This is a genomic window from Aeromonas sp. 30P, from assembly GCF_051919805.1.
Taxonomy (GTDB): domain Bacteria; phylum Pseudomonadota; class Gammaproteobacteria; order Enterobacterales; family Aeromonadaceae; genus Aeromonas; species Aeromonas veronii.
In genome coordinates this window covers 3,267,014-3,291,595 of sequence record NZ_JBQBEA010000001.1, presented here as the reverse complement: position 1 = coordinate 3,291,595, position 24,582 = coordinate 3,267,014, and the positions used below count along the sequence as shown (strand labels likewise).

24 protein-coding genes and 1 pseudogene are annotated in these 24,582 nt (G+C 55.2%); 24 read left to right on the top strand and 1 reads right to left on the bottom strand.

The window, feature by feature from the left end; genetic code table 11:
* The first annotated feature begins 4 nt into the window (after nucleotides 1–4).
* The 19 genes and pseudogenes from ACTG2B_RS15210 to ACTG2B_RS15120 all read left to right on the top strand — a co-directional run bounded on the left by ACTG2B_RS15210 (nucleotide 5) and on the right by ACTG2B_RS15120 (nucleotide 16,762).
* Nucleotides 5–745 (top strand): protein phosphatase CheZ, encoded by a 741-nt coding sequence (locus ACTG2B_RS15210; RefSeq protein ID WP_005353668.1) that lies wholly within the window; start codon nucleotides 5–7, stop codon nucleotides 743–745.
* Between the two features lie 11 nt (nucleotides 746–756).
* Nucleotides 757–2,976 carry a chemotaxis protein CheA gene (locus tag ACTG2B_RS15205; RefSeq protein ID WP_439996291.1) on the top strand — a complete coding sequence of 740 codons (2,220 nt, stop codon included), beginning with the start codon at nucleotides 757–759 and terminating at the stop codon, nucleotides 2,974–2,976.
* Nucleotides 2,977–3,008: 32 nt separating this feature from the next.
* On the top strand, nucleotides 3,009–4,124 hold the full coding sequence (locus ACTG2B_RS15200) for a protein-glutamate methylesterase/protein-glutamine glutaminase (RefSeq protein ID WP_429131501.1): 1,116 nt from the start codon (nucleotides 3,009–3,011) through the stop codon (nucleotides 4,122–4,124).
* Nucleotides 4,125–4,126: 2 nt separating this feature from the next.
* Nucleotides 4,127–4,864: a flagellar motor protein gene (locus ACTG2B_RS15195; RefSeq protein ID WP_005343988.1), complete on the top strand. Its 738-nt coding sequence runs from the start codon at nucleotides 4,127–4,129 to the stop codon at nucleotides 4,862–4,864.
* 2 nt (nucleotides 4,865–4,866) lie between these two features.
* Nucleotides 4,867–5,787 (top strand): flagellar motor protein MotB, encoded by a 921-nt coding sequence (locus ACTG2B_RS15190; protein ID WP_128814838.1) that lies wholly within the window; start codon nucleotides 4,867–4,869, stop codon nucleotides 5,785–5,787.
* 4 nt (nucleotides 5,788–5,791) lie between these two features.
* The gene (locus ACTG2B_RS15185; protein WP_005334696.1) at nucleotides 5,792–6,586 is read left to right on the top strand and encodes a ParA family protein; all 795 of its coding nucleotides are present in this window, start codon (nucleotides 5,792–5,794) and stop codon (nucleotides 6,584–6,586) included.
* Nucleotides 6,583–7,455: a chemotaxis protein CheW gene (locus ACTG2B_RS15180; protein WP_042054452.1), complete on the top strand. Its 873-nt coding sequence runs from the start codon at nucleotides 6,583–6,585 to the stop codon at nucleotides 7,453–7,455. Before ACTG2B_RS15185 ends, ACTG2B_RS15180 begins: the two co-directional genes overlap by 4 nt.
* Nucleotides 7,456–7,524: 69 nt before the next feature.
* Entirely contained in the window at nucleotides 7,525–8,013 is a 489-nt protein-coding gene (locus ACTG2B_RS15175) for a chemotaxis protein CheW (protein ID WP_005298836.1), read from the top strand.
* A 28-nt stretch (nucleotides 8,014–8,041) separates the two neighbouring features.
* Nucleotides 8,042–8,419, top strand: coding sequence for a DUF2802 domain-containing protein (locus tag ACTG2B_RS15170; protein ID WP_005362036.1), 378 nt, complete (start codon nucleotides 8,042–8,044; stop codon nucleotides 8,417–8,419).
* A gap of 199 nt (nucleotides 8,420–8,618) precedes the next feature.
* A complete protein-coding gene (gene ccmA / locus ACTG2B_RS15165) occupies nucleotides 8,619–9,263 on the top strand; it encodes a cytochrome c biogenesis heme-transporting ATPase CcmA (protein ID WP_439996289.1) in 645 nt (214 codons plus the stop codon).
* Between the two features lie 4 nt (nucleotides 9,264–9,267).
* The gene (gene ccmB / locus ACTG2B_RS15160) at nucleotides 9,268–9,936 is read left to right on the top strand and encodes a heme exporter protein CcmB (protein ID WP_103251228.1); all 669 of its coding nucleotides are present in this window, start codon (nucleotides 9,268–9,270) and stop codon (nucleotides 9,934–9,936) included.
* A 170-nt stretch (nucleotides 9,937–10,106) separates the two neighbouring features.
* Nucleotides 10,107–10,847: a heme ABC transporter permease gene (locus tag ACTG2B_RS15155; RefSeq protein ID WP_043820935.1), complete on the top strand. Its 741-nt coding sequence runs from the start codon at nucleotides 10,107–10,109 to the stop codon at nucleotides 10,845–10,847.
* Between the two features lie 2 nt (nucleotides 10,848–10,849).
* Nucleotides 10,850–11,056, top strand: a complete 207-nt coding sequence (ccmD, locus tag ACTG2B_RS15150; protein ID WP_005353657.1) for a heme exporter protein CcmD — start codon at nucleotides 10,850–10,852, stop codon at nucleotides 11,054–11,056.
* Entirely contained in the window at nucleotides 11,053–11,544 is a 492-nt protein-coding gene (gene ccmE, locus ACTG2B_RS15145; RefSeq protein ID WP_005334685.1) for a cytochrome c maturation protein CcmE, read from the top strand. The genes ccmD and ccmE overlap by 4 nt, the downstream gene beginning before the upstream one ends.
* Nucleotides 11,545–11,626: 82 nt before the next feature.
* The gene (locus tag ACTG2B_RS15140) at nucleotides 11,627–13,582 is read left to right on the top strand and encodes a heme lyase CcmF/NrfE family subunit (RefSeq protein ID WP_439996286.1); all 1,956 of its coding nucleotides are present in this window, start codon (nucleotides 11,627–11,629) and stop codon (nucleotides 13,580–13,582) included.
* Nucleotides 13,579–14,109, top strand: a complete 531-nt coding sequence (locus ACTG2B_RS15135) for a DsbE family thiol:disulfide interchange protein (RefSeq protein ID WP_005353655.1) — start codon at nucleotides 13,579–13,581, stop codon at nucleotides 14,107–14,109. Before ACTG2B_RS15140 ends, ACTG2B_RS15135 begins: the two co-directional genes overlap by 4 nt.
* A gap of 11 nt (nucleotides 14,110–14,120) precedes the next feature.
* Complete coding sequence (locus ACTG2B_RS15130; protein WP_064340931.1) at nucleotides 14,121–14,600, top strand: cytochrome c-type biogenesis protein; 480 nt, start codon at nucleotides 14,121–14,123, stop codon at nucleotides 14,598–14,600.
* On the top strand, nucleotides 14,597–15,865 hold the full coding sequence (gene ccmI, locus ACTG2B_RS15125) for a c-type cytochrome biogenesis protein CcmI (protein ID WP_019444735.1): 1,269 nt from the start codon (nucleotides 14,597–14,599) through the stop codon (nucleotides 15,863–15,865). Before ACTG2B_RS15130 ends, ccmI begins: the two co-directional genes overlap by 4 nt.
* Nucleotides 15,866–15,950: 85 nt before the next feature.
* A pseudogene (locus ACTG2B_RS15120) lies at nucleotides 15,951–16,762 on the top strand (MlaA family lipoprotein).
* A 112-nt stretch (nucleotides 16,763–16,874) separates the two neighbouring features.
* Here the strand turns inward: ACTG2B_RS15120 and sodB are convergent.
* Nucleotides 16,875–17,459: a superoxide dismutase [Fe] gene (sodB, locus tag ACTG2B_RS15115; RefSeq protein ID WP_005334664.1), complete on the bottom strand. Its 585-nt coding sequence runs from the start codon at nucleotides 17,457–17,459 to the stop codon at nucleotides 16,875–16,877.
* Nucleotides 17,460–17,747: 288 nt separating this feature from the next.
* Here sodB and ACTG2B_RS15110 point away from each other — a divergent pair, with 288 nt between their 5' ends.
* The 5 genes from ACTG2B_RS15110 to pflB all read left to right on the top strand — a co-directional run bounded on the left by ACTG2B_RS15110 (nucleotide 17,748) and on the right by pflB (nucleotide 24,548).
* Entirely contained in the window at nucleotides 17,748–18,092 is a 345-nt protein-coding gene (locus ACTG2B_RS15110) for a Grx4 family monothiol glutaredoxin (protein WP_005353650.1), read from the top strand.
* Nucleotides 18,093–18,451: 359 nt separating this feature from the next.
* Nucleotides 18,452–19,456: a bifunctional threonine ammonia-lyase/L-serine ammonia-lyase TdcB gene (gene tdcB, locus ACTG2B_RS15105; protein WP_005334660.1), complete on the top strand. Its 1,005-nt coding sequence runs from the start codon at nucleotides 18,452–18,454 to the stop codon at nucleotides 19,454–19,456.
* Between the two features lie 11 nt (nucleotides 19,457–19,467).
* Nucleotides 19,468–20,799 carry a threonine/serine transporter TdcC gene (tdcC, locus tag ACTG2B_RS15100; RefSeq protein ID WP_167572904.1) on the top strand — a complete coding sequence of 444 codons (1,332 nt, stop codon included), beginning with the start codon at nucleotides 19,468–19,470 and terminating at the stop codon, nucleotides 20,797–20,799.
* Nucleotides 20,800–20,865: 66 nt separating this feature from the next.
* On the top strand, nucleotides 20,866–22,209 hold the full coding sequence (tdcD, locus tag ACTG2B_RS15095; RefSeq protein WP_272953759.1) for a propionate kinase: 1,344 nt from the start codon (nucleotides 20,866–20,868) through the stop codon (nucleotides 22,207–22,209).
* Between the two features lie 44 nt (nucleotides 22,210–22,253).
* The gene (gene pflB, locus ACTG2B_RS15090; protein WP_429131493.1) at nucleotides 22,254–24,548 is read left to right on the top strand and encodes a formate C-acetyltransferase; all 2,295 of its coding nucleotides are present in this window, start codon (nucleotides 22,254–22,256) and stop codon (nucleotides 24,546–24,548) included.
* The last annotated feature ends 34 nt before the right edge of the window (nucleotides 24,549–24,582 follow it).

The window sequence follows — 24,582 nt, the reverse complement described above, 5'->3', positions numbered from 1 at the left end:
AGGGATGATGGCCAAAACGAGAGCAATGATTTCGCTCGACCAGGCAAGGATGCTTGTTGCTCATCTGGAGCAAGGCGAATTTGAGCTGGCCGATGAACTGCTTGCCGAAGTATGTGCCCCCAACGCAGCCGATCTGTTTGAAAAAGTAGGTCAGCTGACCCGACAACTGCATGATTCACTTCAAGAATTTCGCCTCGATCCCCGTATTCCCGATTTGGCTACTCATGATATTCCCGATGCTCGGGAGCGCTTGAGCTACGTTATCGATATGACCGACAAAGCGGCCAATCGCACAATGGATGCGGTGGAAGCCAGTTTGCCGATAGCGGATCGCCTGAATGACAATATCCAGCTGGTGATGCCGAACTGGAATGCCCTGATGTCTCGTGACATGAGCGTGGGGCAGTTCAAATCCTTATGTCACCAACTTGATGATTTTATTAAGGCTTCAGAGTCTGATGCCGATAAATTACGGCAACTGCTGACAGAAATCCTGATGGCACAAGATTTTCAGGATTTGACAGGTCAGATGATCCGCAAGGTCATCAAGCTTGTTCAGGAAGTTGAAACAAAATTAATAGAAATGCTGACCATGTTTGGTGAGGCTTCTGCTGAGCATTCAACTCGTAGTATTCCTGTCAACGGGATTGAAGCAGAGGGCCCTATCATGAACCCCGAGGCTCGTGCCGATGTGGTCAATGGTCAGGATGATGTGGACGATCTGCTGTCTAGCTTGGGATTCTAATGGAGTGACGCATGGCCTTCGAAGTTGATGAAGACATACTGCAAGACTTTCTGGTCGAAGCATCCGAAATATTGGAACAGTTGTCTGAACAACTGGTCGACTTGGAAAAGCGGCCCGATGACAAGAACCTGTTGAATGCCATCTTTCGCGGTTTCCATACCGTGAAAGGGGGGGCTGGTTTTCTGTCGCTCGGTGAACTGGTTGATGTATGCCACGGTGCGGAAAACGTGTTCGATATCTTGCGTAATGGCAAGCGAACCGTTACTGCGGAGCTGATGGATGTAATCCTGCAAGCGCTGGATGCCATCAATGTCATGTTCGCCCAGGTTCAAAATCGCGAAGCACCCAGCCCTGCGTCAGATGATTTGCTTCATGACCTCCACGAGTTGTGCAAGCCGGAAGGGGAAGAGCAACTGCGCACTGCTACCAGTGCGGCTGCGGCTGTAGAATCTGAACCTGCAGCACCGGTAGTTGTTGAAGAAGTTGCTCCAGAAGTTGTTGAACCCGCAGCCATCAGCAGCGAGCCTGCTCCTGTCAATGGCGGCGGCTCGATCGATGAAATTTCTGCAGACGAGTTTGAACGTCTGCTGGACGAGCTCCACGGCGTGGGTGGGGCACCGACCAAGACGGTTGCAGCAGCGCCTATCGCTGGTGGCTCTGGCGATATCACCGATGATGAGTTTGAGGCCTTGTTGGACCAGTTGCATGGTCAGGGACAGCACATGGGGGCGCCAGAGGTGAATCCTCTGAAATCGGTGCAAAAAGAGGTGGACGAGCTTATCGATGATGATGAGTTTGAGCGTCTGCTTGATGAATTGCATGGTCGTGGTCAAGGGCCTCAGAGTACTATGGCACCTGCCGCACCTGCCGCACCTGCCGCACCTGCCGCACCTGCCGCACCTGCCGCACCTGCCGCACCTGCTGCGGTGACTCCGCCCAAACCGGCCACTCCTGTAGCCAAACCAGCACCGGCTGCCCCCGCAAAACCTGCCGAAGCAGCTAAGACACCAGCGCCTGCCGCCAAGGCGGCACCTGCGCCAGCAGAAAACAGTGCCGTACAAAGCGATACGACGGTGCGGGTGGATACCAAGACCCTCGATGTCATCATGAACATGGTAGGTGAGTTGGTACTGGTCCGTAACCGTCTGGTGAGCCTGGGTATTGCCAGCAATGATGAAGAGATGTCAAAGGCGGTTGCCAATCTGGATGTGGTAACGGCTGACCTGCAAGGTGCGGTGATGAAAACCCGCATGCAGCCAATCAAGAAGGTATTTGGTCGTTTCCCGCGCGTGGTACGTGATCTAGCCAGAACCCTCAAGAAAGAGATTGAGCTGGTGATGGTGGGGGAAGAGACCGATCTTGATAAAAACCTGGTGGAGGCGCTCGCCGATCCTCTGGTTCACCTTGTTCGCAACTCATGCGATCACGGGGTCGAAATGCCGGATGTGCGAGAGAAAGCGGGCAAACCGCGTCAAGGGACAATAACCCTTAGTGCCTCCCAGCAAGGTGACCATATTCTGCTTTGCATCGAGGATGATGGGGCAGGGATGGATCCTGAGAAACTCAAGTCCATCGCAATCAGTCGCGGTGTTCTGGATGCAGATACTGCCGCTCGCATGAGCGACAACGATGCCTATAACCTGATCTTTGCTCCGGGCTTTTCAACCAAGGCCGAGATCTCCGATATCTCTGGCCGTGGTGTCGGAATGGATGTGGTTAAAACCAGCATTGTCAGCCTCAATGGATCGGTGCACATCGATTCCACCTGGGGGAAAGGTACCCGTCTCGAAATCAAGGTTCCGTTGACGCTGGCCATTCTGCCAACTCTGATGGTGGAAGTGGGTGAGCAGACTTTCGCACTTCCCCTTGGTTGTGTGAATGAGATTTTCCATCTGGATCTGAAAAAGGCCAACATGGTTGATGGCCAGCTCACCATCATTGTGCGCGAGAAGGCGATACCGCTCTTCTATCTGCACAAGTGGTTGATTCGTGGCGCCAACAAGCGTTCACGTCAGGATACCGGACATGTGGTGATTGTGCAGATTGGCACTCAGCAAATCGGGTTTGTGGTAGACAGCCTGATTGGTCAGGAAGAGGTGGTGATCAAGCCACTCGATAATCTGCTGCAAGGCACCCCTGGCATGGCCGGGGCGACGATTACCAGTGATGGCGGAATTGCTCTTATTTTGGATGTGCCGAGTCTGCTCAAAGCATATGCGCGTAGACATTAATAGCTCAGGCCCAAGGAGTTAGAAAAACAACAATGGCAGTCAAGGTATTAGTTGTCGACGATTCGAGCTTCTTTCGCCGTCGGGTGAGCGAGATCATCAATCAGGATCCCATGCTGACGGTGATTGATACGGCCCAGAATGGACGTGAGGCGGTGGACAAGGCGATGTCGCTGCGCCCTGATGTGATCACCATGGACATAGAGATGCCCGTGATGGATGGCATCAGTGCGGTGCGGGAGATCATGGCCAAGTGCCCGACCCCCATTCTGATGTTCTCCTCCCTGACCCATGAAGGGGCCAAGGCTACGCTTGATGCGCTGGACGCCGGAGCCCTCGACTTCTTGCCCAAGAAGTTTGAGGACATTGCCAGAGACAAAGATGAAGCGGTCAGACTGTTGCAACAGCGGGTAAAGGAGATCTCCCGCAAGCGCTTCCTGATGACATCAGCTGCTCGCCCCAAAGCACCTGAACCGGTTGCTCGTGCTCCGCTGGGTAGCCCAGCGCCCAGAACTTCAGATCGTCAGCCTGACCTGCAACGTACTGTGCCAAGTGCTTCATTCAAGCGCAGTGGCAAGAGTTATCAGTTGGTGGCGATCGGTACTTCTACCGGCGGACCTGTTGCTTTGCAAAATGTGCTGACCAAGTTGCCGGGGGATTTTCCTCATCCCATCCTGCTTATCCAGCATATGCCAGCCACTTTTACTGCCGCGTTTGCTGCCCGTCTCAACGGGTTATGTCAGATTGGCGTCAAGGAAGCGGAAGATGGCGATGTGCTTAAACCCGGGCATGCCTACCTTGCTCCCGGTGGCAAACAGATGCTGCTGGAAGGTCGTGGTGCAGGGGCTCGCATTCGCATCGTGGATGGCAACGACAAGGTAAATTACAAGCCTTGTGTGGACATCACCTTTGCCTCTGCGGCCAAAACCTATGCCGACAAGGTACTGGCGATTGTGCTGACCGGTATGGGCGCAGATGGCCGTGATGGCGCCAGACTGCTGAAAGAGCAGGGATCAACCATCTGGGCTCAGGATGAGGCTTCCTGCGTGGTATATGGTATGCCCCAAGCAGTAGCCAAAGCGGGGATTGCCAGCGAATCACTCCCTCTGGACAAGGTGGCCCAGCGTATTCTGGTTGAGTTGGGGCGCTAATCATGGGCTTGCTCGGTCTGCTCCTGGCATTGGGGGCTATTGCCATTGCCCAACTGTGGCATGGCGGCTCCCTGTTGACGCTGGTGGACGGCCCCGCTTTTTTGATCGTACTGGGTGGTACCGTTGGTGCCGTCACGTTGCAGACCCCAGCCAAGTACATCTTGCTGGCGTTGCGCCAGCTGTTATGGATTTTTACCCCTCCCCGCCAGGATCTCGCGACGCAGGCCGAACGGTTGCAGTCATGGGCCGTCTTTGCGCGCCAGCAAGGGCTGCTTGCCCTTGAAAATCAGGCCGAGCAGGAGGAAGACAACTTTACCCGTCAAGGGCTCGGCATGATTGTCGATGGGGTCTCCACAGAGGATATCCGTATGCTGCTGGAAGCGGACATCGATATCGAGCAGGAGCGCAATGAACATGCCGCCAGGGTATTTGAAGCTATGGGGGGGTACAGTCCGACCATCGGGATCATCGGTGCCGTGCTGGGCCTGATCCAGGCCATGTTTCATCTCGAAGACCCGTCAGCGCTGGGGGCGGGTATCGCAGTGGCATTTGTGGCAACCATCTATGGAGTGGGGTTTGCCAACCTCATCTACCTGCCTATCGCCAACCGGCTACGCGCATTTCACTATCACTACGCACTCTTTCAGGAGATGACCCTGGAAGGGCTGCTGGCTATCGCCCATGGTGAAAACGGCTTGCAGGTTGAACGCCGGCTCAGGGCCTATTTGAAAGGAGAGTAGCCATGCGCAAGCGCTATCGGTTGCACTTGCAGGGTCGCGAGCATCTTGACCGCTGGCTGGTCTCCTATGCCGATTATATGACGCTGATCTTTGCTTTGTTCGTGGTGCTTTACTCTGTTGCGCTGGTGAACAAGGACAAGTATCGCGCGGTGATTGATGGTATGAGCCAGGCGTTCAGTGTCATGCAGTCTGGCGGCAATGGCTTGCTTGAAGGGCAGGGTAATTCCCTGCTGGATAACGCGGTATCTGCCTCTCCATCGTTGCTGGAAAGCCCAGCATCCCCCTCTCCTTCACTTGCTCCCATTTCTGGAGTGCCAGTACTGCAAGATGGCACGACACTTGCGAAACTTGATATGCAGTTGCAACAGAGCATGGGGTCGCTGGTGGATGCCGGTATCGTCAAAGTGACGCAAGATGAGAACTGGCTGACGGTTGAACTCAGTTCCGGCTTGTTGTTTGGCAGCGGCAGTGCCTTTTTGGGACCAAACGCTGCACCGGTCATTAATACTCTTTCAAGTATTCTCAAACCGGTCGATAACTATGTAAGGGTTCGGGGTTATACCGATAACCAACAGATAAATAATGAAATTTATCGTTCTAACTGGGCGCTTTCTGCTGCTCGGGCCGAGGCGGTACTGAATGGCTTGATTGCTGATGGGATCGCCCCCCAGCGTCTGGCGTTCGAGGCATATGGCGAGTTTTCCCCCTTTGCTGACAACGGCAGCGAGCAGGGCAGACTGCAGAATCGCAAGGTTGTGGTCGCTATCTCCAAGTTTGCCTGGGTGCCGCCAGCACCTGTGGTTGCAACGCCTACGGTAGTTGCTGAACCTGTTCCTGCTGTACAACAGGCGGTGGATGCAGGAGAGATAAAGGTGATCACCTTGCCCGGTGGTGGCATACGCATAACAACAAGGCAGGATTGATACAGTGATTGTTTGGACGGTTGCCAACCAGAAAGGTGGTGTGGGTAAAACCACCACAGTGGTCTCGCTTGCGGGGATCCTGGCCCAGCGTGGCCAGCGGGTGCTGTTGATTGATACCGACCCCCATGCTTCGCTGACTGCATATCTTGATTTTGATTCAGATCGCCTGGATGGAACCCTCTATGAGTTGTTTCAAGCTGTCAAACCGACAGCCGAGCTTGTCAATAAACTGACGCTCAAGACCAAATTCGAAAATATCAACTTACTGCCAGCATCTATTACCTTGGCGACCCTTGATCGGGTGATGGGCAATCGTGAGGGGATGGGACTGGTACTGAAACGGGCACTGCTGCGCATTCAGGATCAATATGATTACGTGCTGATCGATTGCCCGCCAGTGCTGGGAGTGATGATGGTCAACGCGCTGGCTGCCTGCGATCGCATTCTGGTGCCTGTCCAGACCGAATTTCTGGCCCTCAAGGGGTTGGAGCGGATGATGAAAACATTCGAGATCATGCAGCGTTCCAAGCGTGACAAGTTCCGTTATACCGTGATCCCGACTATGTTCGACAAGCGCACCCGTGCTTCTTTGATGACCTTGAAATCGATTAAGGATCAATATGGAGATTCAGTGTGGAATGCGGTGATCCCTATTGATACCAAGTTTCGGGATGCCAGCTTGCTGCATATCCCCCCGTCTATCTATTCTCCCGGGAGTCGTGGAACCTATGCATATGAAACGCTGCTCAATCATCTTGATGCCCTTGAGCGGCAACGGGTTCATGAGGTGACGGCATGAGAGATACCATTCAAGTTCGGGCGATGGATGACTATTTCCACTCCCTGCTGCTCGATGAGCCACTGGTGCTGGATGAGGTGGAAGAGGTTCAATCTGCCCCTGTTTTACAGTTGCAACGTCAGCCTCAAAGCGTCCCTGAGGTAGTCGCCGCACCTTACCTTGAAAGCGATCCACGGCTTGCCCAGCTCGGTGAGCTATTGGCTCAGGTGGGACAAGTCCAGTTCGAAAATGATGCCTTCACCCAGGAGATAACACTCACCGCACCTCTGGAGATTGTGGCGGAGGAGTCACTGTTGCCGGTGGAGCCTGAGTGGCCTGCGGAGGTGCTGCTCCCCGAGGTTGCGGAGCCCCATACTACTATCCTGACCGAGACAGCGCTGGAGGTTGCTCCGGTAGAGGCCAGTGAACCGGTTGCTTGGGAAAATATCGATACCGGTAAAGAGTTTCAGGCCCTTTTCTTTGAAGTCGCGGGCGTGACGTTTGCGGTGCCGTTGACCGAGCTGGGTGGTATTCATCAGCTGGGCGAGATCACCTCCCTGTTTGGCCAGCCTGGCTGGTACAAGGGGATCATGACCTCCCGCGAGCAGAAGATGAATGTGGTCGATACTGCCCAGTGGGTCATGCCGGGTCAGCATCTCGAGATGGATGATTACAAGTATTTGATTATGCTTGGTGAATCGCCGTGGGGATTAGCCTGCCATCATCTCAAAGGGACTGAATTGTTACACCGTGACCAAGTGAAATGGCGCCATCAGGAGGGCAAGCGCCCCTGGTTGGCGGGCATGGTCAAAGAAAAAATGTGTGCCCTGTTACACGTCCGCGAACTGCTCCTGTTGCTGGAGCGTGGGGTTAACATAGAAGGTCGCTGATAACTTCTGCAATCGAGCTGTTTTATTGCTAGTTTTAGCAGTAGACGTTTTCATAAAAGGAATAAAAACATGACAGAAAAGCGCAATATTGCACAGAATCTGGCCGAAGATGAAGTGCTGCAATGGGTAACCTTCCAACTGGAAAACGAAACCTACGGCATCAATGTGATGCAGGTTCAGGAGGTGTTGCGCTACACCGAAATTGCACCGGTGCCGGGTGCGCCGGAGTACGTACTGGGGATCATCAACCTGCGTGGCAATGTGGTGACTGTCATCGATACCCGTTCCCGTTTCGGTCTGCCTTCCGGTGATGTGAGTGAAAACTCCCGGATTGTGATCATCGAGGCCGAGAAGCAGGTGATCGGCATCATGGTCGACAGCGTGGCGGAAGTGGTTTATCTGCGTTCTTCCGAGATCGATGCGGCACCTGCGGTCGGTACTGAAGAGAGCGCCAAGTTTATTCAGGGGGTGAGCAACCGCGATGGGCAACTGCTGATCCTGGTTGACTTGAACAAGCTGCTCTCCGATGAAGAGTGGGAAGATATCGGTTCCCTCTGATAAGTAAGGTGATGTTTTGATAATCGAGATGGTTGCCTTGGGGATGTCCCTGATTGCCTTGGTGTTTGCCTCTTATATCTGGTTCAAGAGCAAGCGCAGCAAGCAGGAGTCCGAGGCCAGTGTGGCAACCCTGCAAGGTCAGTTGGAAAGCTTGCGCAAGCAGATGATGGAGCTCCATACCGGTGCCATTGGCATGGGTCAGCGTCTGCAGTCGGTGGAAGGGGCGATGCAGCAGGTCAACGAGCGCCAGCAAGAGCTGACCATGCAGGATCCCGAACGCAGGCTCTACAGCCGAGCGGCCAAGATGGTCGAACTGGGCGCCGATCTTGATGAAGTCATGAGTGAGTGCGAGTTGCCAAAGGCAGAGGCTGAGCTCTTGATATCGTTGCGAAAAGGTCGCTCTTGATGATTCAGGAAGGCAATTGCCTTCCTGAATTTTATGGCGTGTAGCCGCTTGTCCCCCAGCTGCGTTGAGCAGGGGGGGGTCTACCATATTTTCTTTGTGATCCTGGTCGCCAGTCAGTTCAATTGTTGCATCTTTGAAAAGACGTATTCCAATACTGTGTTAAGATGCAGACCGCTTCATTTTCTCTGAAAAAATCCCCATGCTGCTTCAAGTTAACAATCTGAGCTGCGTGCGCGAAGATCGCACTCTGTTTGAACACCTCTCTTTCTCTGTTGCGCCCGGCGATCTGGTGCAAATTGAAGGGCCCAACGGTGTTGGCAAGACCAGCTTGTTGCGGTTGTTGACCGGGCTGTCGCAGCCGTTTGCCGGTGAGGTGTGCTGGAATGGGGAGAATATTCGTCACTGTCGTGATGAGTATCATGCCAATCTGCTCTATCTCGGCCATCAGCCCGGTGTCAAAGCGGCGCTGACCCCTTTTGAAAACCTGAAGTTCTACCAGCAGCTACATCACCCGCAGCAAACAGAGATCGACTTGTGGCAGATATTGGCCCGGGTAGGGCTGGCCGGATTTGAAGAGAACCCGACCGGGCAACTCTCTGCTGGTCAGCAACGCCGGGTTGCCCTGGCCAGACTCTGGCTGTCACAAAAACCGGCGCTCTGGATCCTCGATGAGCCCTTTACCGCTATCGACAAGCAGGGAGTCAAGGTGCTCGAGCAGCTCTTTCTGGTCCACGCCGAGCGGGGCGGCATGGTGATCCTCACCACCCATCAGGATCTGACCCTGATGCAGGGACGGCTGAAGACTATCTCGTTGACCCCCTTCGCCTCGACATTGCAGGAGTAACGCCATGTTGCGCGCTGTTATGCACCTTATTCACCGTGAACTGCTGATGGCCCTGCGCCAGCGTTCCGATATTCTCAATCCGCTCTGGTTTTTCCTCATCGTCATCACCTTGTTTCCGTTAGGCATTGGCCCGGAGCCCAAACTGCTGGCCCGTATTGCCCCGGGGATTATCTGGGTGGCGGCGCTATTGGCGGCCATGTTGTCGTTGGAGCGGCTGTTTCGCGACGACTTTGTCGATGGCGCGCTGGAGCAGATGATGCTGATGCCGCACCCGCTGGGCTTGCTGGCGCTGGCGAAAGTGGTCGCTCACTGGCTGCTGACCGGCTTGCCGCTGCTGCTGATCTCTCCCTTGTTGGCGATTTTGCTGTCGCTGGATATGAACACCTATCTGGCTGTCGTCGCGACGCTGGCACTGGGCACTCCGGTATTGAGCCTGCTCGGCGCGGTCGGGGTCGCGTTGACGGTGGGATTGCGCAAAGGCGGGGTTCTGCTCAGTCTGCTGATCCTGCCGCTCTATATTCCGGTACTGATTTTTGCCACCTCAGCCATCGATGCCGCGGGGATGAGCTTGCCCTATGGCGGGCAGCTTGCCATTCTGGCCGCCATGCTGGTGGGGGCTTTGACACTGACGCCGCTGGCTGTGTCGGCGGCGTTGCGGGTCAGCCTCAACTGATGGCCGTGAGCTGAACTGAATTTGGCTCCGAATGGGGTCTTTTTGCAAAAAATAATGTTGCGATGGATCAAGGAGAGTGCCGCTTATTGCTTTCGGGGTATTTGATGCTGCCCCGTGGCCGGTATGGTAGGCCTCGCCAAACGATTAATAACAAAAAGGTTTTGTGAGCTATGTGGAAATGGTTGCACCCTTATGCCAAACCGGAGCGGGCCTATCAGCTGGCAGGCACGCTGTTGCCCTGGTTTGCGGTGATTAGTCTGCTCTCGTTTGTGATCGGTACTGTCTGGGGCCTCGCGTTTGCGCCAGCGGATTACCAGCAGGGAGATTCGTTCCGGATCATCTATATCCACGTGCCTTCCGCCATTCTCTCCATGGGAGCCTACTCCACCATGGCGGTGGCCGCCTTTATCGGCCTGGTGTGGCAATTGCGGATGGCGGACATGACGGTTGCAGCCATTGCGCCGGTCGGCGCCGTATTTACCTTTATTGCCCTCTTTACCGGTGCCGCTTGGGGCAAGCCGATGTGGGGAACCTGGTGGGTGTGGGATGCGCGGCTCACCTCTGAACTGATCCTGCTGTTTCTCTACCTCGGCGTGATTGCTCTTTACAACGCCTTCAGCGACAAGGTGGTCGCTGGCCGTGCGGCCGGCATTCTGGCACTGGTTGGGGTGATCAACCTGCCCATCATTCACTACTCGGTGGAGTGGTGGAATACCCTGCATCAGGGAGCCACCATCACCAAATTTGACAAACCCTCCATTTCACCCGAGATGCTCTGGCCGCTGCTGATCATGATCCTGGCGTTTGCCACGTTTCTCGGGGCCCTGACCCTGATGCGTTTTCGCAATGAACTCCTGATGCGGGAGTGGCATCGCCCCTGGGTCAAAGAGATTGCAGAGCAGGAGAAGTAAGCATGCACTTTGCCTCTTTCAGTGATTTTATGGCGATGGGCGGTTACGCCTTCTATGTCTGGCTCTCTTTTGGCCTGACGCTGGTGTGTCTGGTCGGCATCATTATTTCTACCCGCATGAAAACCCGCAGCCTGCTCGCCGAGTTGCGCAGCAAACAGGCGCGTGAGGCCCGTCGCAAGGCGGCCCAGCAGATGGAGAACACCCTATGAATCCGAGACGCAAAAAACGCCTCACCATCATTCTTGCCATCACCCTGGGTCTGGCGACCGTCAGCGGGCTGGTGCTCTACGCCCTCAGTCAGAATATCGACCTCTTCTATACCCCGAGCGAGCTGGTGGAGGGGAAGGGGCCGGACAAGATCAAGCCGGAAGAGGGGCAGCGCCTGCGCATCGGTGGGTTGGTCGTGCCGGGGTCGGTGCAGCGGGATCCCCAGAGCCTCAAGGTTGCCTTCAAGCTGGTGGATAACGGCGGTCATCTGGTGAAGGTCGAGTTTGACGGCATCCTGCCGGACCTGTTCCGTGAAGGGCAGGGGATTGTTGCCCAGGGCACCCTCAAGGATGCCACGACCGTAGAGGCGTTCGAGGTGTTGGCCAAGCACGATGAGAACTACATGCCGCCGGAAGTGGCCGATGCCACCAACGGCATGCACTTCAAGCCGGAGTATACCGAAGCGCAGTTGAAGGGAGCCAAGCAGTGATCCCTGTGGTGTTTGCCTTTTCCGCTTTGCCTGCCGTGTGTGGTGCGGCTGTTGTCACCGTTCAATTGAAAGGAATGCCTTCATGATCCCGGAATTAGGTCAGTTTGCGCTGATCCTGGCCTTTGCCACCGCCCTGCTGCTGGGTAGCTACCCGCTGCTGGGCGCCAGTTGGGGGCGTCTTGGCATGATGTCGGCGGCCCGTCCGCTCGCCTATGCCCAGTTCTTGCTGCTGCTGCTGTCGTTTCTCTGCCTGACCTGGGCTTTTATCGATAACGACTTCACCGTGCAGTATGTGGCCACTAACTCCAACAGCCTGCTGCCGCTCGCCTATCGCATTTCCGCCGTATGGGGGGCCCACGAAGGTTCCCTGCTGCTGTGGGTTCTGACCTTAGGGGGCTGGACTGCGGCGGTGGCCATGTTCAGCCGCCGTCTGCCGCTCGATGCTGTCGCGCGGGTACTTGGTGTGCTGGGGCTGATCTCGGTCGGCTTCACCGCCTTCGTGCTGTTCACCTCCGATCCCTTCACCCGCACCTTGCCCTATTTCCCGGTCGATGGTCGTGACCTCAATCCGCTGCTGCAGGATCCGGGTCTGATCTTTCATCCGCCGATGCTCTACATGGGTTATGTGGGCTTCTCGGTGGCATTTGCCTTCGCCATAGCCTCATTGATGACCGGTCGTCTCGATGCAACCTGGGCCCGCTGGTCGCGCCCCTGGACCATGGCTGCCTGGGTATTCCTGACCCTGGGCATAGTGCTCGGCTCCTGGTGGGCCTACTACGAGCTCGGCTGGGGCGGTTGGTGGTTCTGGGATCCGGTAGAAAACGCCTCGTTTATGCCTTGGCTGGCGGGTACCGCTCTGCTTCACTCGCTGGCGGTGAGCGAGAAGCGCGCCACCTTCAAGGCGTGGACCGTGCTGCTGGCCCTCTCTGCCTTCTCGCTGAGTCTGCTGGGTACCTTTCTGGTGCGCTCCGGCGTGCTGGTGTCGGTCCATGCGTTTGCCTCCGATCCGACCCGCGGTCTGTTTATTCTCGGCTTCCTGCTGGCGGTGATCGGCTCATCCTTGCTGCTGTTTGCCTTCAAAGGCTCGCAAGTGAAGAGCCACGGCAAACACGAGCTGTGGAGCCGCGAGACCCTGCTGCTTTGCAACAACATCATGCTGGTTGCAGGTCTGCTGACCGTGCTGCTCGGTACCTTGCTGCCTCTGGTGCACAAGGAGCTGGGGCTGGGGAGCATCTCTATCGGCACCCCCTTCTTTAACCACATCTACAGCTGGCTGATCATCCCGTTTGCCCTGCTGCTGGGGGTTGGCCCGCTGTTTCGCTGGCGTCGTCAGGAGCTGGGGGAACTCAAAAACAAGGTGGTTGTGGCACTGGTGCTGAGTCTGGCCGCAGCCTTGCTGTTGCCGCTGCTCTTTGCCGAAACCTTCAAGCCGTGGGCGGCGGTAGGGATTGGTCTGGGGGCCTGGATCATTGTCACCAGCGTGCAGGAGACCTGGGCGCGAGCGACCCACAAGCACAGCTTTGCAGTCGGTGTGCGCAAGCTTGGCAACAGCCACTGGGCCATGATCCTCGGCCATGTGGGGCTGGCAGTCAGCATCATAGGTATCGCCTGCACCCAGAACTACAGCATCGAGAAGGATCTGCGGATGCTGGCGGGTGATCGGGTGCACTTTGCCGATTACGAGTTCGTCTTTGCCGGGATCAAGGAGAAGAACGGCCCCAACTACGATGGCTTCAAGGGCGTGCTGGAAGTGCACAAGAATGGCAAGCAGGTCGCCCTGCTCAAGCCCGAGAAGCGGATGTACAAGGTGACCCGGATGCCGATGACCGAAGCGGCCATCGATGCCGGTATCACCCGCGATCTCTATGCGGCGCTGGGGGAACAGCTCGACAACGGAGCCTGGGCGGTGCGGATCTACTACAAGCCGTTCGTGCGCTGGATCTGGTTCGGCGGCGTCTTTATGGCCATTGGTGGCGTGCTGGCGATGCTCGACAAGCGTTACCGTTTCGGCCGTCGTGAGGAGGAGGCCAAGGCATGAACAAAAAGACCTGGTTGTTTTTAATCCCCTTTATCGTCTTTTTGCTGGGGGCTGTGTTCCTGTTCAAAGGGCTTTACTCCGATCCCACCAAGCTTGAGTCCGTGATGGTGGGCAAAGAGGTGCCGGTGTTCACCCTGCAGGACATTTACGATCTGAACAAACAGCACGATCGCAGTATCCTGACCGGTCGCCCCATGCTGCTCAACGTTTGGGCCACCTGGTGCCCGACCTGCTACGGCGAGCACACCTACCTCAAACAGCTGGCGGGGCAGGGCATTCCCATCATTGGCATGAACTACAAGGATGAGCGCGACAAGGCGATCAAATGGCTGGCTGAGCTGGGCAACCCCTATCAGGTCAACCTCTATGATCCGGACGGCATGCTGGGGCTGGATCTCGGGGTATATGGCGCGCCGGAAACCTTCTTTATAGACAGCAAGGGGATCATCCGGTATCGCCACGTGGGGGATATCAACCCCGAGAACTGGGCGTCGACCCTCAAACCCATCTTTGATGCCATGAAGTGAGGGGAGTCTTGATGAGAGTATTTATTGCTTCCCTGCTGCTGTTGCTGGGATGGGTGGTGCAAGCGCCGGCCATGGCCGCTATCGATGTCTACACCTTTGACAACGACAATCAGGAGCAGGTCTTTCGCGAACTGACCAAGGAGCTGCGTTGCCCCAAGTGTCAGAACCAGGATATCGCCGACTCCAATGCTGGGCTGGCCAAGGACTTGCGCGACAAGACCTACCAGATGGTGCGCGAGGGCAAGGATAAAGATGAGATCGTGGATTACATGGTGGCCCGCTACGGCAACTTTATCCTCTATAACCCGCCCCTGATGGCCTCCACCCTGATCCTCTGGCTCGGTCCGCTGCTGGTGATCCTGATTGGTGGCGCCGTGGTCGTGATGCGCAGTCGCCGGACTCCTGCGGTGAAAAAACAACTGGATAACGCCCTGAGCGAGGAGGAGCAGCGCCGACTGGCCGAGCTGCTCAAAGAGGAAGAGAAACAATGACCGCTTTTTGGATAGTGATTGCGGGTTTGCTGGTGCTGGTGAGTCTGGCGCTCGTCGTGCCGCTGTGGCGTGGTGAAGGCAAACAGAGCATCAGTCGCTCGGCGCTCAACAAACAGCTCTATCGCCAGCGGCTGCTGGAGATTGGCGAAGAGCGCGAGCAGGGTGTCCTGGCTGAGGAGTCTGACTCGCTGGTCGAGCTGCAACGAAGCCTCTTGGATGATATTCCCGATGTGGAGCAGACAGCCCGCAGTGGCAAGAGTCTGATCTGGATCCCGGGTGTGCTGGTGCTGTTGGTGGTGAGTCTGGGGCTCTACTACAAGTTGGGCTCCTGGCAAGAGGTGAGTCGCTGGCAAGATGCCAGCAGCCGTCTTGGCGAGCTGAGCAACCGCATTCTGGTGGAACGCGATGCCCAGGTGACCGAGCAGGATCTGCTGGATTTCACGCTGGCACTGCGTACCCGCCTCAAGGATGAACCGAACGACTACCGCGGCTGGCTGCTGCTGGGACGCTTGGCGCTGGATGGCAATGATCCCGAGATGGCCAGCGAGGCGCTGGAGCGGGCCTACACGCTGGCTCCCCAGAAATCGCTGGTGGCGGTACCCTACGCGCAGGCGCTGATGATGACGGGGGATGAGGCGCAAGCGGATGCCCTGTTGCAAGCGGCTATCGCGCAGGATCCGGACAATATCGAGGCGCGCTCTGTCTATGCCTTTATGGCGCTGCAAAAAGAGGACTTCCAGACCGCGCTGGCTCGCTGGCAGGCGATGTTGCCACTGATGGAGAAAGGTACTCCCCGTTACGTGATGGTCGAGCGCTCCATGGAGTATGCCCGCGCGCAGCTCAAGCAGCGCGGCATCGAGGTGACGAATTCAGGCGCAGCCAAAGCGGGCGCAGTTGAGGGACAACCGCTGGCGGTGAAGGAGGGGGAATTCCCCATCCACGTCACGTTGGCGGCGGGCATTCAGATGCCGGAAGATGCCCATCTCTTCGTCTTTGCCGTGGTGCCCAACGGGCCGCCCATGCCCATCGCCGTGAAGCGTATCGCAGGGCCAACCTTGCCTGTTACCCTGTCACTCGGGGATGGCGATGCCATGATGGAGGGCAGCAAACTGGCGGCCTATCCGGAGCTGCAGTTCAAGGCACGTCTCTCGCGCGGCGGCAATGTGATGAACAAGGAAGGAGCCTTCGAAGGGGTATCCGTGCCGGTCAAGACGGCCGAGATCCCTGCTGCTCCGATTGACATCCGCATCGATCACGCCCTCTAATATGCCTTTGGATAACCCGGCTCCTGGATAGGAGCCGGGTTATCTATACTTCTGATAAATCAAAATAAAACGTCAGGACAATCATATGTATCTTCGTTCAGGGGCCATACTGGCAGCCCTCTTGCTGGCTGGCTGTGCCGGTGGCCCACCCAAGCCTGGCCCAGAGAGTCTGGATCTCAATCCCGGCATGAATAATCCGGGTGCCACCAGTACGGCGGCCGATCCCCGCGATCCCTTCCAGGGGGCCAACCGGGCCATGTGGGCGGTCAACTATGATGTGCTGGAACCCTATGTGGCACGTCCTGTGGTACATGCCTATGCCCGCTACATTCCGGTAGGGGTGAAGGATGGCATTGCCAACTTTGTTGCCAACTTTGATGAGCCAAGCAGCATGGTAACCATCTGATCACCGGTGATTTGAAGGGGGCGGGCACCAACCTGGGGCGCTTTACCCTCAACACCACGGTCGGTCTGCTGGGTATCTTCGATGTGGCCAAACATGCCGGCCTCGAGCGTAACAAGCTGGAGATGGACACAGTGCTGGGCAGGGCCGATATCGGTAATGGTGCCTACATCATGGTGCCTGTCTACGGTCCGACCACCACCCGGGAGCTGGTTGGTGATGCGATTGACAGCTTCTACTTCCCCTATGCCCTGTTGACCTTCCCGATGAAGGTCGCACACTGGGCGCTGGATGGCTTGGGCACACGTGCCAAGCTGATCGATCAGGAGCGGATCATCGACAACTCCCTCGACCCCTATGCGCTAACCAAGGACTTCTACCTGCAATATAATCAGGGCAAGGTGACGGGCAAGCAGACCGAGCTGAAAGCGTCTCAGCAAGAGCAGGCCGACGATGCCAATCTGGATGAATATATGGACGAGTTGGACCAGTAAACGGGCTATCTCGATATGTAAAAGGCGCCTGCGGGCGCCTTATTCATTTACGCAGCCATATCGAGATAAAAAAACGCCCCGCAGTGCGGGGCGTTTTGGCAAGCGAGGCTGATTAAGCAGCCAGATTCTTGGCCACGAATTCCCAGTTAACCAGAGCCCAGAAGGTTTCCATGTACTTCGGACGCAGGTTGCGGAAGTCGATATAGTAGGCGTGCTCCCACAGGTCAACGGTCAGCAGCGGGGTGGTACCGGCTTCAGTCAGCGGGCAGCCGGCGTTGGAGGTGTTGACGATAGCCAGAGAGCCGTCAGCTTTCTTCACCAGCCAAGTCCAGCTGGAACCGAAGTTGCCGATGGCTGATTTGGTGAAGGCATCTTTGAACTCGGCGAAGGAGCCGAATGCCTTGTTGATGGCATCAGCCAGGGCGCCAGTCGGCTCGCCACCGCCATTCGGGGAGAGGCAGTGCCAGTAGAAGGTGTGGTTCCAGATCTGGGCGGCGTTGTTGAAGATGCCGCCGTTGGAGGTCTTGATGATCTCTTCCAGAGACTTGCCTTCAAACTCGGTACCCGGCACCAGATTGTTCAGGTTGACCACGTAGGTGTTGTGGTGCTTGCCGTGGTGATATTCCAGAGTTTCCTGGGAGATGTGCGGTTCCAGAGCGTTGATTGCATAGGGCAGAGCGGGAAGTTCGAATGCCATTTTCTACTCTCCATTGGCTGGACCGTGCGAAGGCGACGGTTGCAAGACATTGCGTACTCTTTTCTATATGTGAAAAGAGTTGTTTTTAAAATGATGGGGCTGGGTAGCCCAAAGCCAAGGGATTGTAGCAGTATCAAAGATGGCCTAACAACTCTTGATTGGCGCCATGATCGCGATCAATCCTGTGTGGGTTCTTTGCACAATTCGAGCCGGGTCACCCCTTTGTCAGTTTGTGCTCGGGCAAGATTGCAGTAGAATGGCCGCCGAAATCGCTCTAGTGAGGCACCTATGGAAACTATTGAAAAGATTAAGCAGCAGCTGGCTGACAACCCCATCATCATCTACATGAAGGGCTCCCCCAAGCTACCCAGCTGTGGCTTCTCTGCCCAGGCCTCCCAGGCTCTGATGTCCTGCGGCGAGCCGTTTGCATACGTTGATATCCTGCAAAATCCGGATATCCGCGCCGAATTGCCAAAATTCGCCAACTGGCCGACCTTCCCCCAACTGTGGGTTGAAGGTGAGCTGATCGGTGGCTGTGACATCATGATCGAGATGTTCCAGGCTGGCGAGTTGCAGGCTCTGATCAAAGAGACTGCTGCCAAGTACAAGAAAGATGATGCTGCAGCCGAGTAATCGGTTCTGTGTTGTCAAAAGGGGGCCATATAGGCTCCCTTTTTTATTGTCCCGGTTCTGGCAGGCAAGCAACTGATTGCCGGTTGCAAAAAGCAACGCAATTGCCCTGAAAAATCTAATCTTTACGGCTTTGTTTTGGAGTTGTTAATTATATTATTTGCCAATATTTGATTACTTTTTTTAATCCATTTGGATTCAAGTGTTGCTGCCATCACATTTTTTGATAATTTCACCGTAACGCAGTCTCTTTGTAGATTTTTTTGTGTTTATGCTCACATTAATTGCAAGTGATAGAACCTAGTATCGCTTCGCCCTGTGAAATAAAACCCTACAAATTAATAAATAAAAAGAGATTTGCGATGAAGATGTATAGCAATCTGCCCATTGGTCTTCATGATATTACTGAAGCCAAAAAAAGACTGACCAATCATATATACAAGACCGCGCAACTACCCTCTAACTACATCAGCGAACGTTGCCATGGCGAGGTTTACCTCAAGCTTGAAAACATGCAACGTACAGGCTCTTTTAAAATTCGTGGTGCCTTCAACAAACTCAGTTCATTAAGTCTGGAAGACCGACAAAAAGGTGTTGTCGCCTGCTCGGCGGGCAATCATGCCCAAGGTGTATCACTCTCCAGTGCCATGCTGGGAATTGATGCCAAGGTGGTCATGCCTTGCTGTGCCCCCAAATCCAAAATTGCTGCAACCAGTGACTATTCAGCCAAAGTGATCCTCCATGGAAATAGCTTCAATGACACCATTGCCAAAGTCAGCGAAATCGTGGAGATGGAAGGCCGCGTATTTATTCCCCCCTTCGACGATGCAAAAGTGATTGCCGGCCAGGGCACCATTGGCCTGGAAATTATCGAAGATTTGTATGATGTCGATAACATCATAGTGCCGATCGGTGGTGGTGGTTTGATTGCCGGTGTTGCCATGGCTATCAAATCTATTAATCCGACCATCAAGGTGATTGGTGTGCAATCCGAGAATGTGCACGGTATGGCGGCCTCTTTCTATGCCGGTACCATGACCAATCACAGAACCAGCAGCACGCTAGCCGATGGCTGTGATGTGGCAAGACCCGGTTCACTGACCTTCGAAATCGTCAAACAATTGGTGGATGATATTGTACTGGTCACCGAGGATGATATTCGTCATAGCATGGTTGACCTTATTCAGCGCAACAAGGTGATTACCGAAGGGGCGGGAGCTCTGGCCTCGGCAGCGCTGCTCAGTGGCAAGCTGAAACATTATGTCGAAGGTAAAAAGACCGTCAGCATTATTTCGGGTGGCAATATTGATCTGACCCGGATCGCCGAAATTATCGAACAGAACAATATTCGTCAATTTAGCCTGTAAGGAATGCAGTCATGATATTAGACAGTGTTGTCACCGGCAGTAAAGAGAATACTCGTGCATGGCGTAAATCGGATACCACATGGGGATTAGGTCTGTTCGGTACTGCTATCGGGGCGGGGGTCTTGTTCTTTCCAATCCGGGCCGGATATGGTGGCCTGATCCCAATATTAATCATGTTGGCGTTGGCTTACCCCATTGCATTTTATTGCCACAGGGCATTGGCCAGATTATGTCTTTCTGGCAATAATCCATCGGCAAATATTACCGAGACCGTTGAGGAACATTTTGGCAAAATGGGTGGAGTGGTAATTACCTTCCTCTATTTCTTTGCTATCTGCCCACTGCTGTGGATATATGGTGTGACGATCACCAATACCTTTATGGCATTTTGGGAGCATCAACTACAGTTGGTTCCGCTTAATCGAGGTGTGGTTGCACTGGCATTGTTGATGTTGATGGCATTCGTGATCTACTTCGGTAAAGATCTGATGGTCAAGGTGATGAGCTATCTGGTCTTTCCCTTTATTGCCAGTCTGATCGTTATCTCTCTCTCCCTCGTCCCGTACTGGAACAGTGCCGTCTTTGATCAGGTCAATCTGAGCGAGATATCGATGTTTGGTCACGATGGTATTCTGGTTACCGTCTGGCTGGGGATCTCCATCATGGTCTTCTCCTTCAACTTCTCGCCGATTGTCTCCTCTTTCATCGTCTCCAAACGGGAAGAGTATGAGCAGGAGTTCGGTCGTGATTTTACCGAGAAGCGCTGCTCGAAGATTATCTCCGGTGCCAGCATGCTGATGGTGGCCGTGGTGATGTTCTTTGCCTTCAGCTGCCTCTTTACCTTGTCACCGCAAAATATGGCGGAAGCCAAAGCCCAGAACATTCCGGTGCTCTCCTATCTGGCCAACCACTTCTCCTCAATGACGGGCAGCAAGTCTGCGTTTGCCACCACTTTGGAGTATGCGGCGTCCATCATTGCGCTGGTTGCCATCTTCAAATCCTTCTTTGGCCACTATCTGGGGACGCTGGAAGGGTTGAACGGCCTTATCCTCCGCTTTGGCTACCAGGGCGACAAGAGCAAGGTTTCCAGTAAAAAACTCAACATGGTCAGTATGTTGTTCATCATGGGTTCGACCTGGCTGGTCGCTTATGTGAACCCCAACATCCTCGACCTGATTGAGGCCATGGGGGCGCCGATCATCGCTTCTCTGCTCTGTCTGCTGCCGATGTATGCGGTGAGCAAGACACCGGCACTGGCAAAATATAAAGGTCAGGCCAGCAACTTGTTTGTCACCATCATAGGTGTGCTGACCATCCTGAATATTGTTTCCAAGCTGTTCTGAAAACCTTTTCTGCAAGTCATCAACCATTCAGGCCCCCCTGGCGGGGTCTGGATGGTGCAGTCAGGCATGAGCAATAACCGGTTCTTCGTTGGCCCAATTGTGTGGGCCCCGGGCAAGGCTATCCATTATTTGGCCACCAAAAACATTGGCAAAGATGCTCTGACTGCAGTGACTCGACATCATAAATATCGAGGCGATGTAATGAAGTTTGATTCGTTGGTTCTGGTTATCAATTGCGGCTCTTCGTCGGTCAAATTCTCGGTACTGGACAGTAAAACCTGCGAGGTGGTGATCTACGGTATAGCGGATGGTATTGAGACAGCCCATCCACAATTGCAAGTGGGTAAAGAACCCGCAATGTCATTAGCTGAAAATAACCACACCTGTGCATTGGCTGCCATCGCGGAGGAATTGAAAAAAAGGGATCTGCTGGATGCCATTGCACTGGTGGGTCATCGGATTGCGCATGGTGGTAGTGAATTTAGCGAAGCCGTGATCATTGATGAACATGTATTGGCCAAAATAAAGCAGGTGTCACCCTTGGCTCCCCTGCACAATCACACCAATTTGAGTGGTGTGATGGCGGCTCGTCAGCTATTTCCCACACAACCCCAAATTGCGGTATTTGATACCGGTTTTCACCAGACCCTGAAGCCGGAAGCCTATATCTATGGGCTGCCTTACCAATATTTGCAGGATTATGGCGTGCGTCGCTATGGTTTCCATGGCACCTCCCATCGCTATGTTGCCGAGCAGGCTTGCGTATTTATGGGGCTGGATGAGCAACATGCCGGTCTGGTCATCGCTCATCTGGGCAATGGCGCCTCTATTTGCGCGGTGCAGGATGGCAAGAGCGTCGATACCTCAATGGGGATGACGCCGCTGGAGGGGCTGATCATGGGCAGCCGCAGCGGCGATATCGATTTTGGCGCGCTGGCCTATATCGCCAGCAAGACGGGTCAATCCATCGAGGATATCGAGCGGGTATTGAACAAGCAGTCCGGCCTGCTGGGTATTTCGGGGCTCTCCTCCGATATGCGGGTATTGGAAGCTGCCTATCACGAAGGACATCCCGGGGCAAAATTGGCCATTCACGCTTTTGTCCATCGTATTGCCCGCCATATCGGCGGCCATGCCACCTCATTGCGCCGACTGGATGCCGTTATTTTCACCGGCGGGATCGGCGAGAACTCGGCCTTTATCAGAAAGCTGGTATGCGAACGACTTCAGGTATTTGGCGTAGCGATCAGCGAGCCGTTTAACCAGCGTCCCAATAGCGAGGGCTGCCGGGTAATTTCGGCGGCAGAGTCCATGGTGCTGGCGGCGGTTATTCCCACCAATGAAGAGAAAATGATCGCGCTGGATGCCATTCGTCTGGGGCAGCAGGTTCGTCAGGCCGAGTGCGTCTGAGATCTTCCACTGTAATGTCATGAGTAGTGAATGAGGTTTATTTGATGAAAGTTGATATGCAATTGGATCAGGATAAATTCCGACAGGCATGGCAAGGTTTTGCCGGTGAAAACTGGAAGCACGAGATCAACGTCCGTGATTTTATCCAGCAGAACTACACCCCCTATGAAGGTGACGAACAGTTTTTAGCAGATGCGACCGAAGCGACCACCACCTTGTGGAACAAGGTGATGGATGGGATCCGCATCGAGAATGCCACCCACGCGCCAGTCGATTTTGATACCAATATTGCCACGACCATTACTGCCCACGGACCCGGTTATATTGAACAGGGGCTGGAAAAGATTGTTGGTCTGCAAACAGATAAACCGCTGAAAAGAGCGCTGCACCCCTTTGGTGGTGTAAATATGATCAGAAGCTCTTTTGAGGCATATGGTCGGGAGATGGATCCCGAATTTGAATATACCTTCAGCGAATTGCGCAAAACCCATAATCAGGGGGTGTTCGATGTCTACTCTCCCGAGATGTTGCGCTGCCGAAAATCAGGGATTTTGACCGGTTTGCCGGATGGTTATGGACGTGGTCGCATTATCGGAGATTATCGTCGGGTCGCGCTCTATGGAATAGATTATCTAATCCGTGAGCGGGAGCTGCAGTTTGCCGATCTGCAACCGGCGCTTGAGCGGGGAGAGCAGCTGGAGCAGGTGATCCGCCAGCGCGAGGAGCTGGCCGAGCACAAGCGGGCACTGGTGCAGATCAAGCAGATGGCAGCCAGCTATGGCTTTGACATCTCCGGGCCGGCACGCACAGCCCAGCAGGCGGTGCAGTGGCTCTACTTTGCCTATCTGGCGGCGGTGAAGTCGCAAAATGGCGGGGCCATGTCCCTCGGTCGTACTGCCACCTTCCTCGACATCTATATCGAGCGGGATCTGAAGGCGGGGCTTATCAGCGAGCAGGATGCCCAGGAGCTGGTCGATCACTTCATCATGAAGATCCGCATGGTACGTTTCCTGCGTACCCCCGAGTTTGACTCCCTCTTCTCCGGCGACCCCATTTGGGCCACCGAGGTGATTGGTGGCATGGGGCTGGATGGTCGCACCCTGGTGACCAAGAACTCCTTCCGCTACCTCCACACCCTCAAGACCATGGGGCCAGCGCCTGAGCCCAACCTCACCATCCTATGGGCGGAAGGGCTGCCGCGGGCCTTCAAGATCTATGCTGCCCGCGTCTCCATCGATACCTCATCCCTGCAGTATGAGAACGATGATCTGATGCGCACCGACTTCGAGAGCGATGATTACGCCATCGCCTGCTGCGTGAGTCCCATGGTGATCGGCAAGCAGATGCAGTTCTTCGGTGCCCGCGCCAACCTCGCCAAGACCCTGCTCTATTGTATCAACGGTGGGGTGGACGAGAAGCTTAAGATCCAGGTTGGCCCGAAAGTGGCGCCCATCATGGACGAGGTGCTGGATTACGACACTGTCATGGCCAGCCTCGACAGCTTTATGGATTGGCTGGCGGTGCAGTACATCAGCGCGCTCAACCTTATTCACTACATGCACGACAAGTACAGCTATGAGGCCTCCCTGATGGCGCTGCACGATCGCGACGTCTATCGCACCATGGCCTGCGGTATCGCCGGTCTGTCGGTGGCGGTCGATTCGCTGGCGGCCATCAAGTACGCCCGGGTCAAGCCTGTGCGCGATGCTGATGGGCTGGCGGTCGATTTCGTGATTGAGGGGGCGTATCCCCAGTACGGCAACAGCGACGAGCGGGCCGACTCCATCGCCTGCGATTTGGTCGAGCGCTTCATGAAGAAGATCCAGGCGCTGCCGACCTACCGCAATGCAGTGCCGACCCAGTCGATCCTGACCATCACCTCCAACGTGGTGTATGGCCAGAAGACCGGCAACACCCCGGATGGCCGCCGCGCCGGTGCCCCGTTTGCCCCGGGGGCCAACCCGATGCACGGTCGGGATCGCAAGGGGGCGGTTGCTTCACTCGCCTCGGTGGCCAAGCTGCCGTTCAAATACGCCAAGGACGGGATCTCCTACACCTTCTCCATCGTGCCGGGGGCGCTCGGCAAGGAGCCGGCCAATCGCGAGAACAATCTGGTGGGGCTGATGGATGGCTACTTCCATCATGAGCGGGATGTGGAAGGGGGTCAGCACCTCAACGTCAACGTGATGAACCGCGAGATGCTGCTGGATGCCATCGACAATCCGGACAAGTATCCCAGCCTGACCATCCGGGTCTCCGGTTATGCGGTGCGCTTCAACGCCCTGACCCGCGAGCAGCAGCAGGACGTCATCTCCAGAACCTTCACCAACATGATGTAACTCTCATGCCCGGGGTGAGCAGGCTTGCTCCGGG

What these genes read in the sequence shown, in the direction of transcription:
- ACTG2B_RS15210 (WP_005353668.1), top strand. Translation starts at nt 5, where the DNA reads ATGATGGCCAAAACGAGAGCAATGATTTCGCTCGACCAGGCAAGGATG.
- ACTG2B_RS15205 (WP_439996291.1), top strand. Translation starts at nt 757, where the DNA reads ATGGCCTTCGAAGTTGATGAAGACATACTGCAAGACTTTCTGGTCGAA.
- ACTG2B_RS15200 (WP_429131501.1), top strand. Translation starts at nt 3,009, where the DNA reads ATGGCAGTCAAGGTATTAGTTGTCGACGATTCGAGCTTCTTTCGCCGT.
- ACTG2B_RS15195 (WP_005343988.1), top strand. Translation starts at nt 4,127, where the DNA reads ATGGGCTTGCTCGGTCTGCTCCTGGCATTGGGGGCTATTGCCATTGCC.
- ACTG2B_RS15190 (WP_128814838.1), top strand. Translation starts at nt 4,867, where the DNA reads ATGCGCAAGCGCTATCGGTTGCACTTGCAGGGTCGCGAGCATCTTGAC.
- ACTG2B_RS15180 (WP_042054452.1), top strand. Translation starts at nt 6,583, where the DNA reads ATGAGAGATACCATTCAAGTTCGGGCGATGGATGACTATTTCCACTCC.
- ACTG2B_RS15175 (WP_005298836.1), top strand. Translation starts at nt 7,525, where the DNA reads ATGACAGAAAAGCGCAATATTGCACAGAATCTGGCCGAAGATGAAGTG.
- ACTG2B_RS15170 (WP_005362036.1), top strand. Translation starts at nt 8,042, where the DNA reads ATGGTTGCCTTGGGGATGTCCCTGATTGCCTTGGTGTTTGCCTCTTAT.
- ccmA (WP_439996289.1), top strand. Translation starts at nt 8,619, where the DNA reads ATGCTGCTTCAAGTTAACAATCTGAGCTGCGTGCGCGAAGATCGCACT.
- ccmB (WP_103251228.1), top strand. Translation starts at nt 9,268, where the DNA reads ATGTTGCGCGCTGTTATGCACCTTATTCACCGTGAACTGCTGATGGCC.
- ACTG2B_RS15155 (WP_043820935.1), top strand. Translation starts at nt 10,107, where the DNA reads ATGTGGAAATGGTTGCACCCTTATGCCAAACCGGAGCGGGCCTATCAG.
- ccmD (WP_005353657.1), top strand. Translation starts at nt 10,850, where the DNA reads ATGCACTTTGCCTCTTTCAGTGATTTTATGGCGATGGGCGGTTACGCC.
- ccmE (WP_005334685.1), top strand. Translation starts at nt 11,053, where the DNA reads ATGAATCCGAGACGCAAAAAACGCCTCACCATCATTCTTGCCATCACC.
- ACTG2B_RS15140 (WP_439996286.1), top strand. Translation starts at nt 11,627, where the DNA reads ATGATCCCGGAATTAGGTCAGTTTGCGCTGATCCTGGCCTTTGCCACC.
- ACTG2B_RS15135 (WP_005353655.1), top strand. Translation starts at nt 13,579, where the DNA reads ATGAACAAAAAGACCTGGTTGTTTTTAATCCCCTTTATCGTCTTTTTG.
- ACTG2B_RS15130 (WP_064340931.1), top strand. Translation starts at nt 14,121, where the DNA reads ATGAGAGTATTTATTGCTTCCCTGCTGCTGTTGCTGGGATGGGTGGTG.
- ccmI (WP_019444735.1), top strand. Translation starts at nt 14,597, where the DNA reads ATGACCGCTTTTTGGATAGTGATTGCGGGTTTGCTGGTGCTGGTGAGT.
- sodB (WP_005334664.1), bottom strand. Translation starts at nt 17,459, where the DNA reads ATGGCATTCGAACTTCCCGCTCTGCCCTATGCAATCAACGCTCTGGAA.
- ACTG2B_RS15110 (WP_005353650.1), top strand. Translation starts at nt 17,748, where the DNA reads ATGGAAACTATTGAAAAGATTAAGCAGCAGCTGGCTGACAACCCCATC.
- tdcB (WP_005334660.1), top strand. Translation starts at nt 18,452, where the DNA reads ATGAAGATGTATAGCAATCTGCCCATTGGTCTTCATGATATTACTGAA.
- tdcC (WP_167572904.1), top strand. Translation starts at nt 19,468, where the DNA reads ATGATATTAGACAGTGTTGTCACCGGCAGTAAAGAGAATACTCGTGCA.
- tdcD (WP_272953759.1), top strand. Translation starts at nt 20,866, where the DNA reads ATGAGCAATAACCGGTTCTTCGTTGGCCCAATTGTGTGGGCCCCGGGC.
- pflB (WP_429131493.1), top strand. Translation starts at nt 22,254, where the DNA reads ATGAAAGTTGATATGCAATTGGATCAGGATAAATTCCGACAGGCATGG.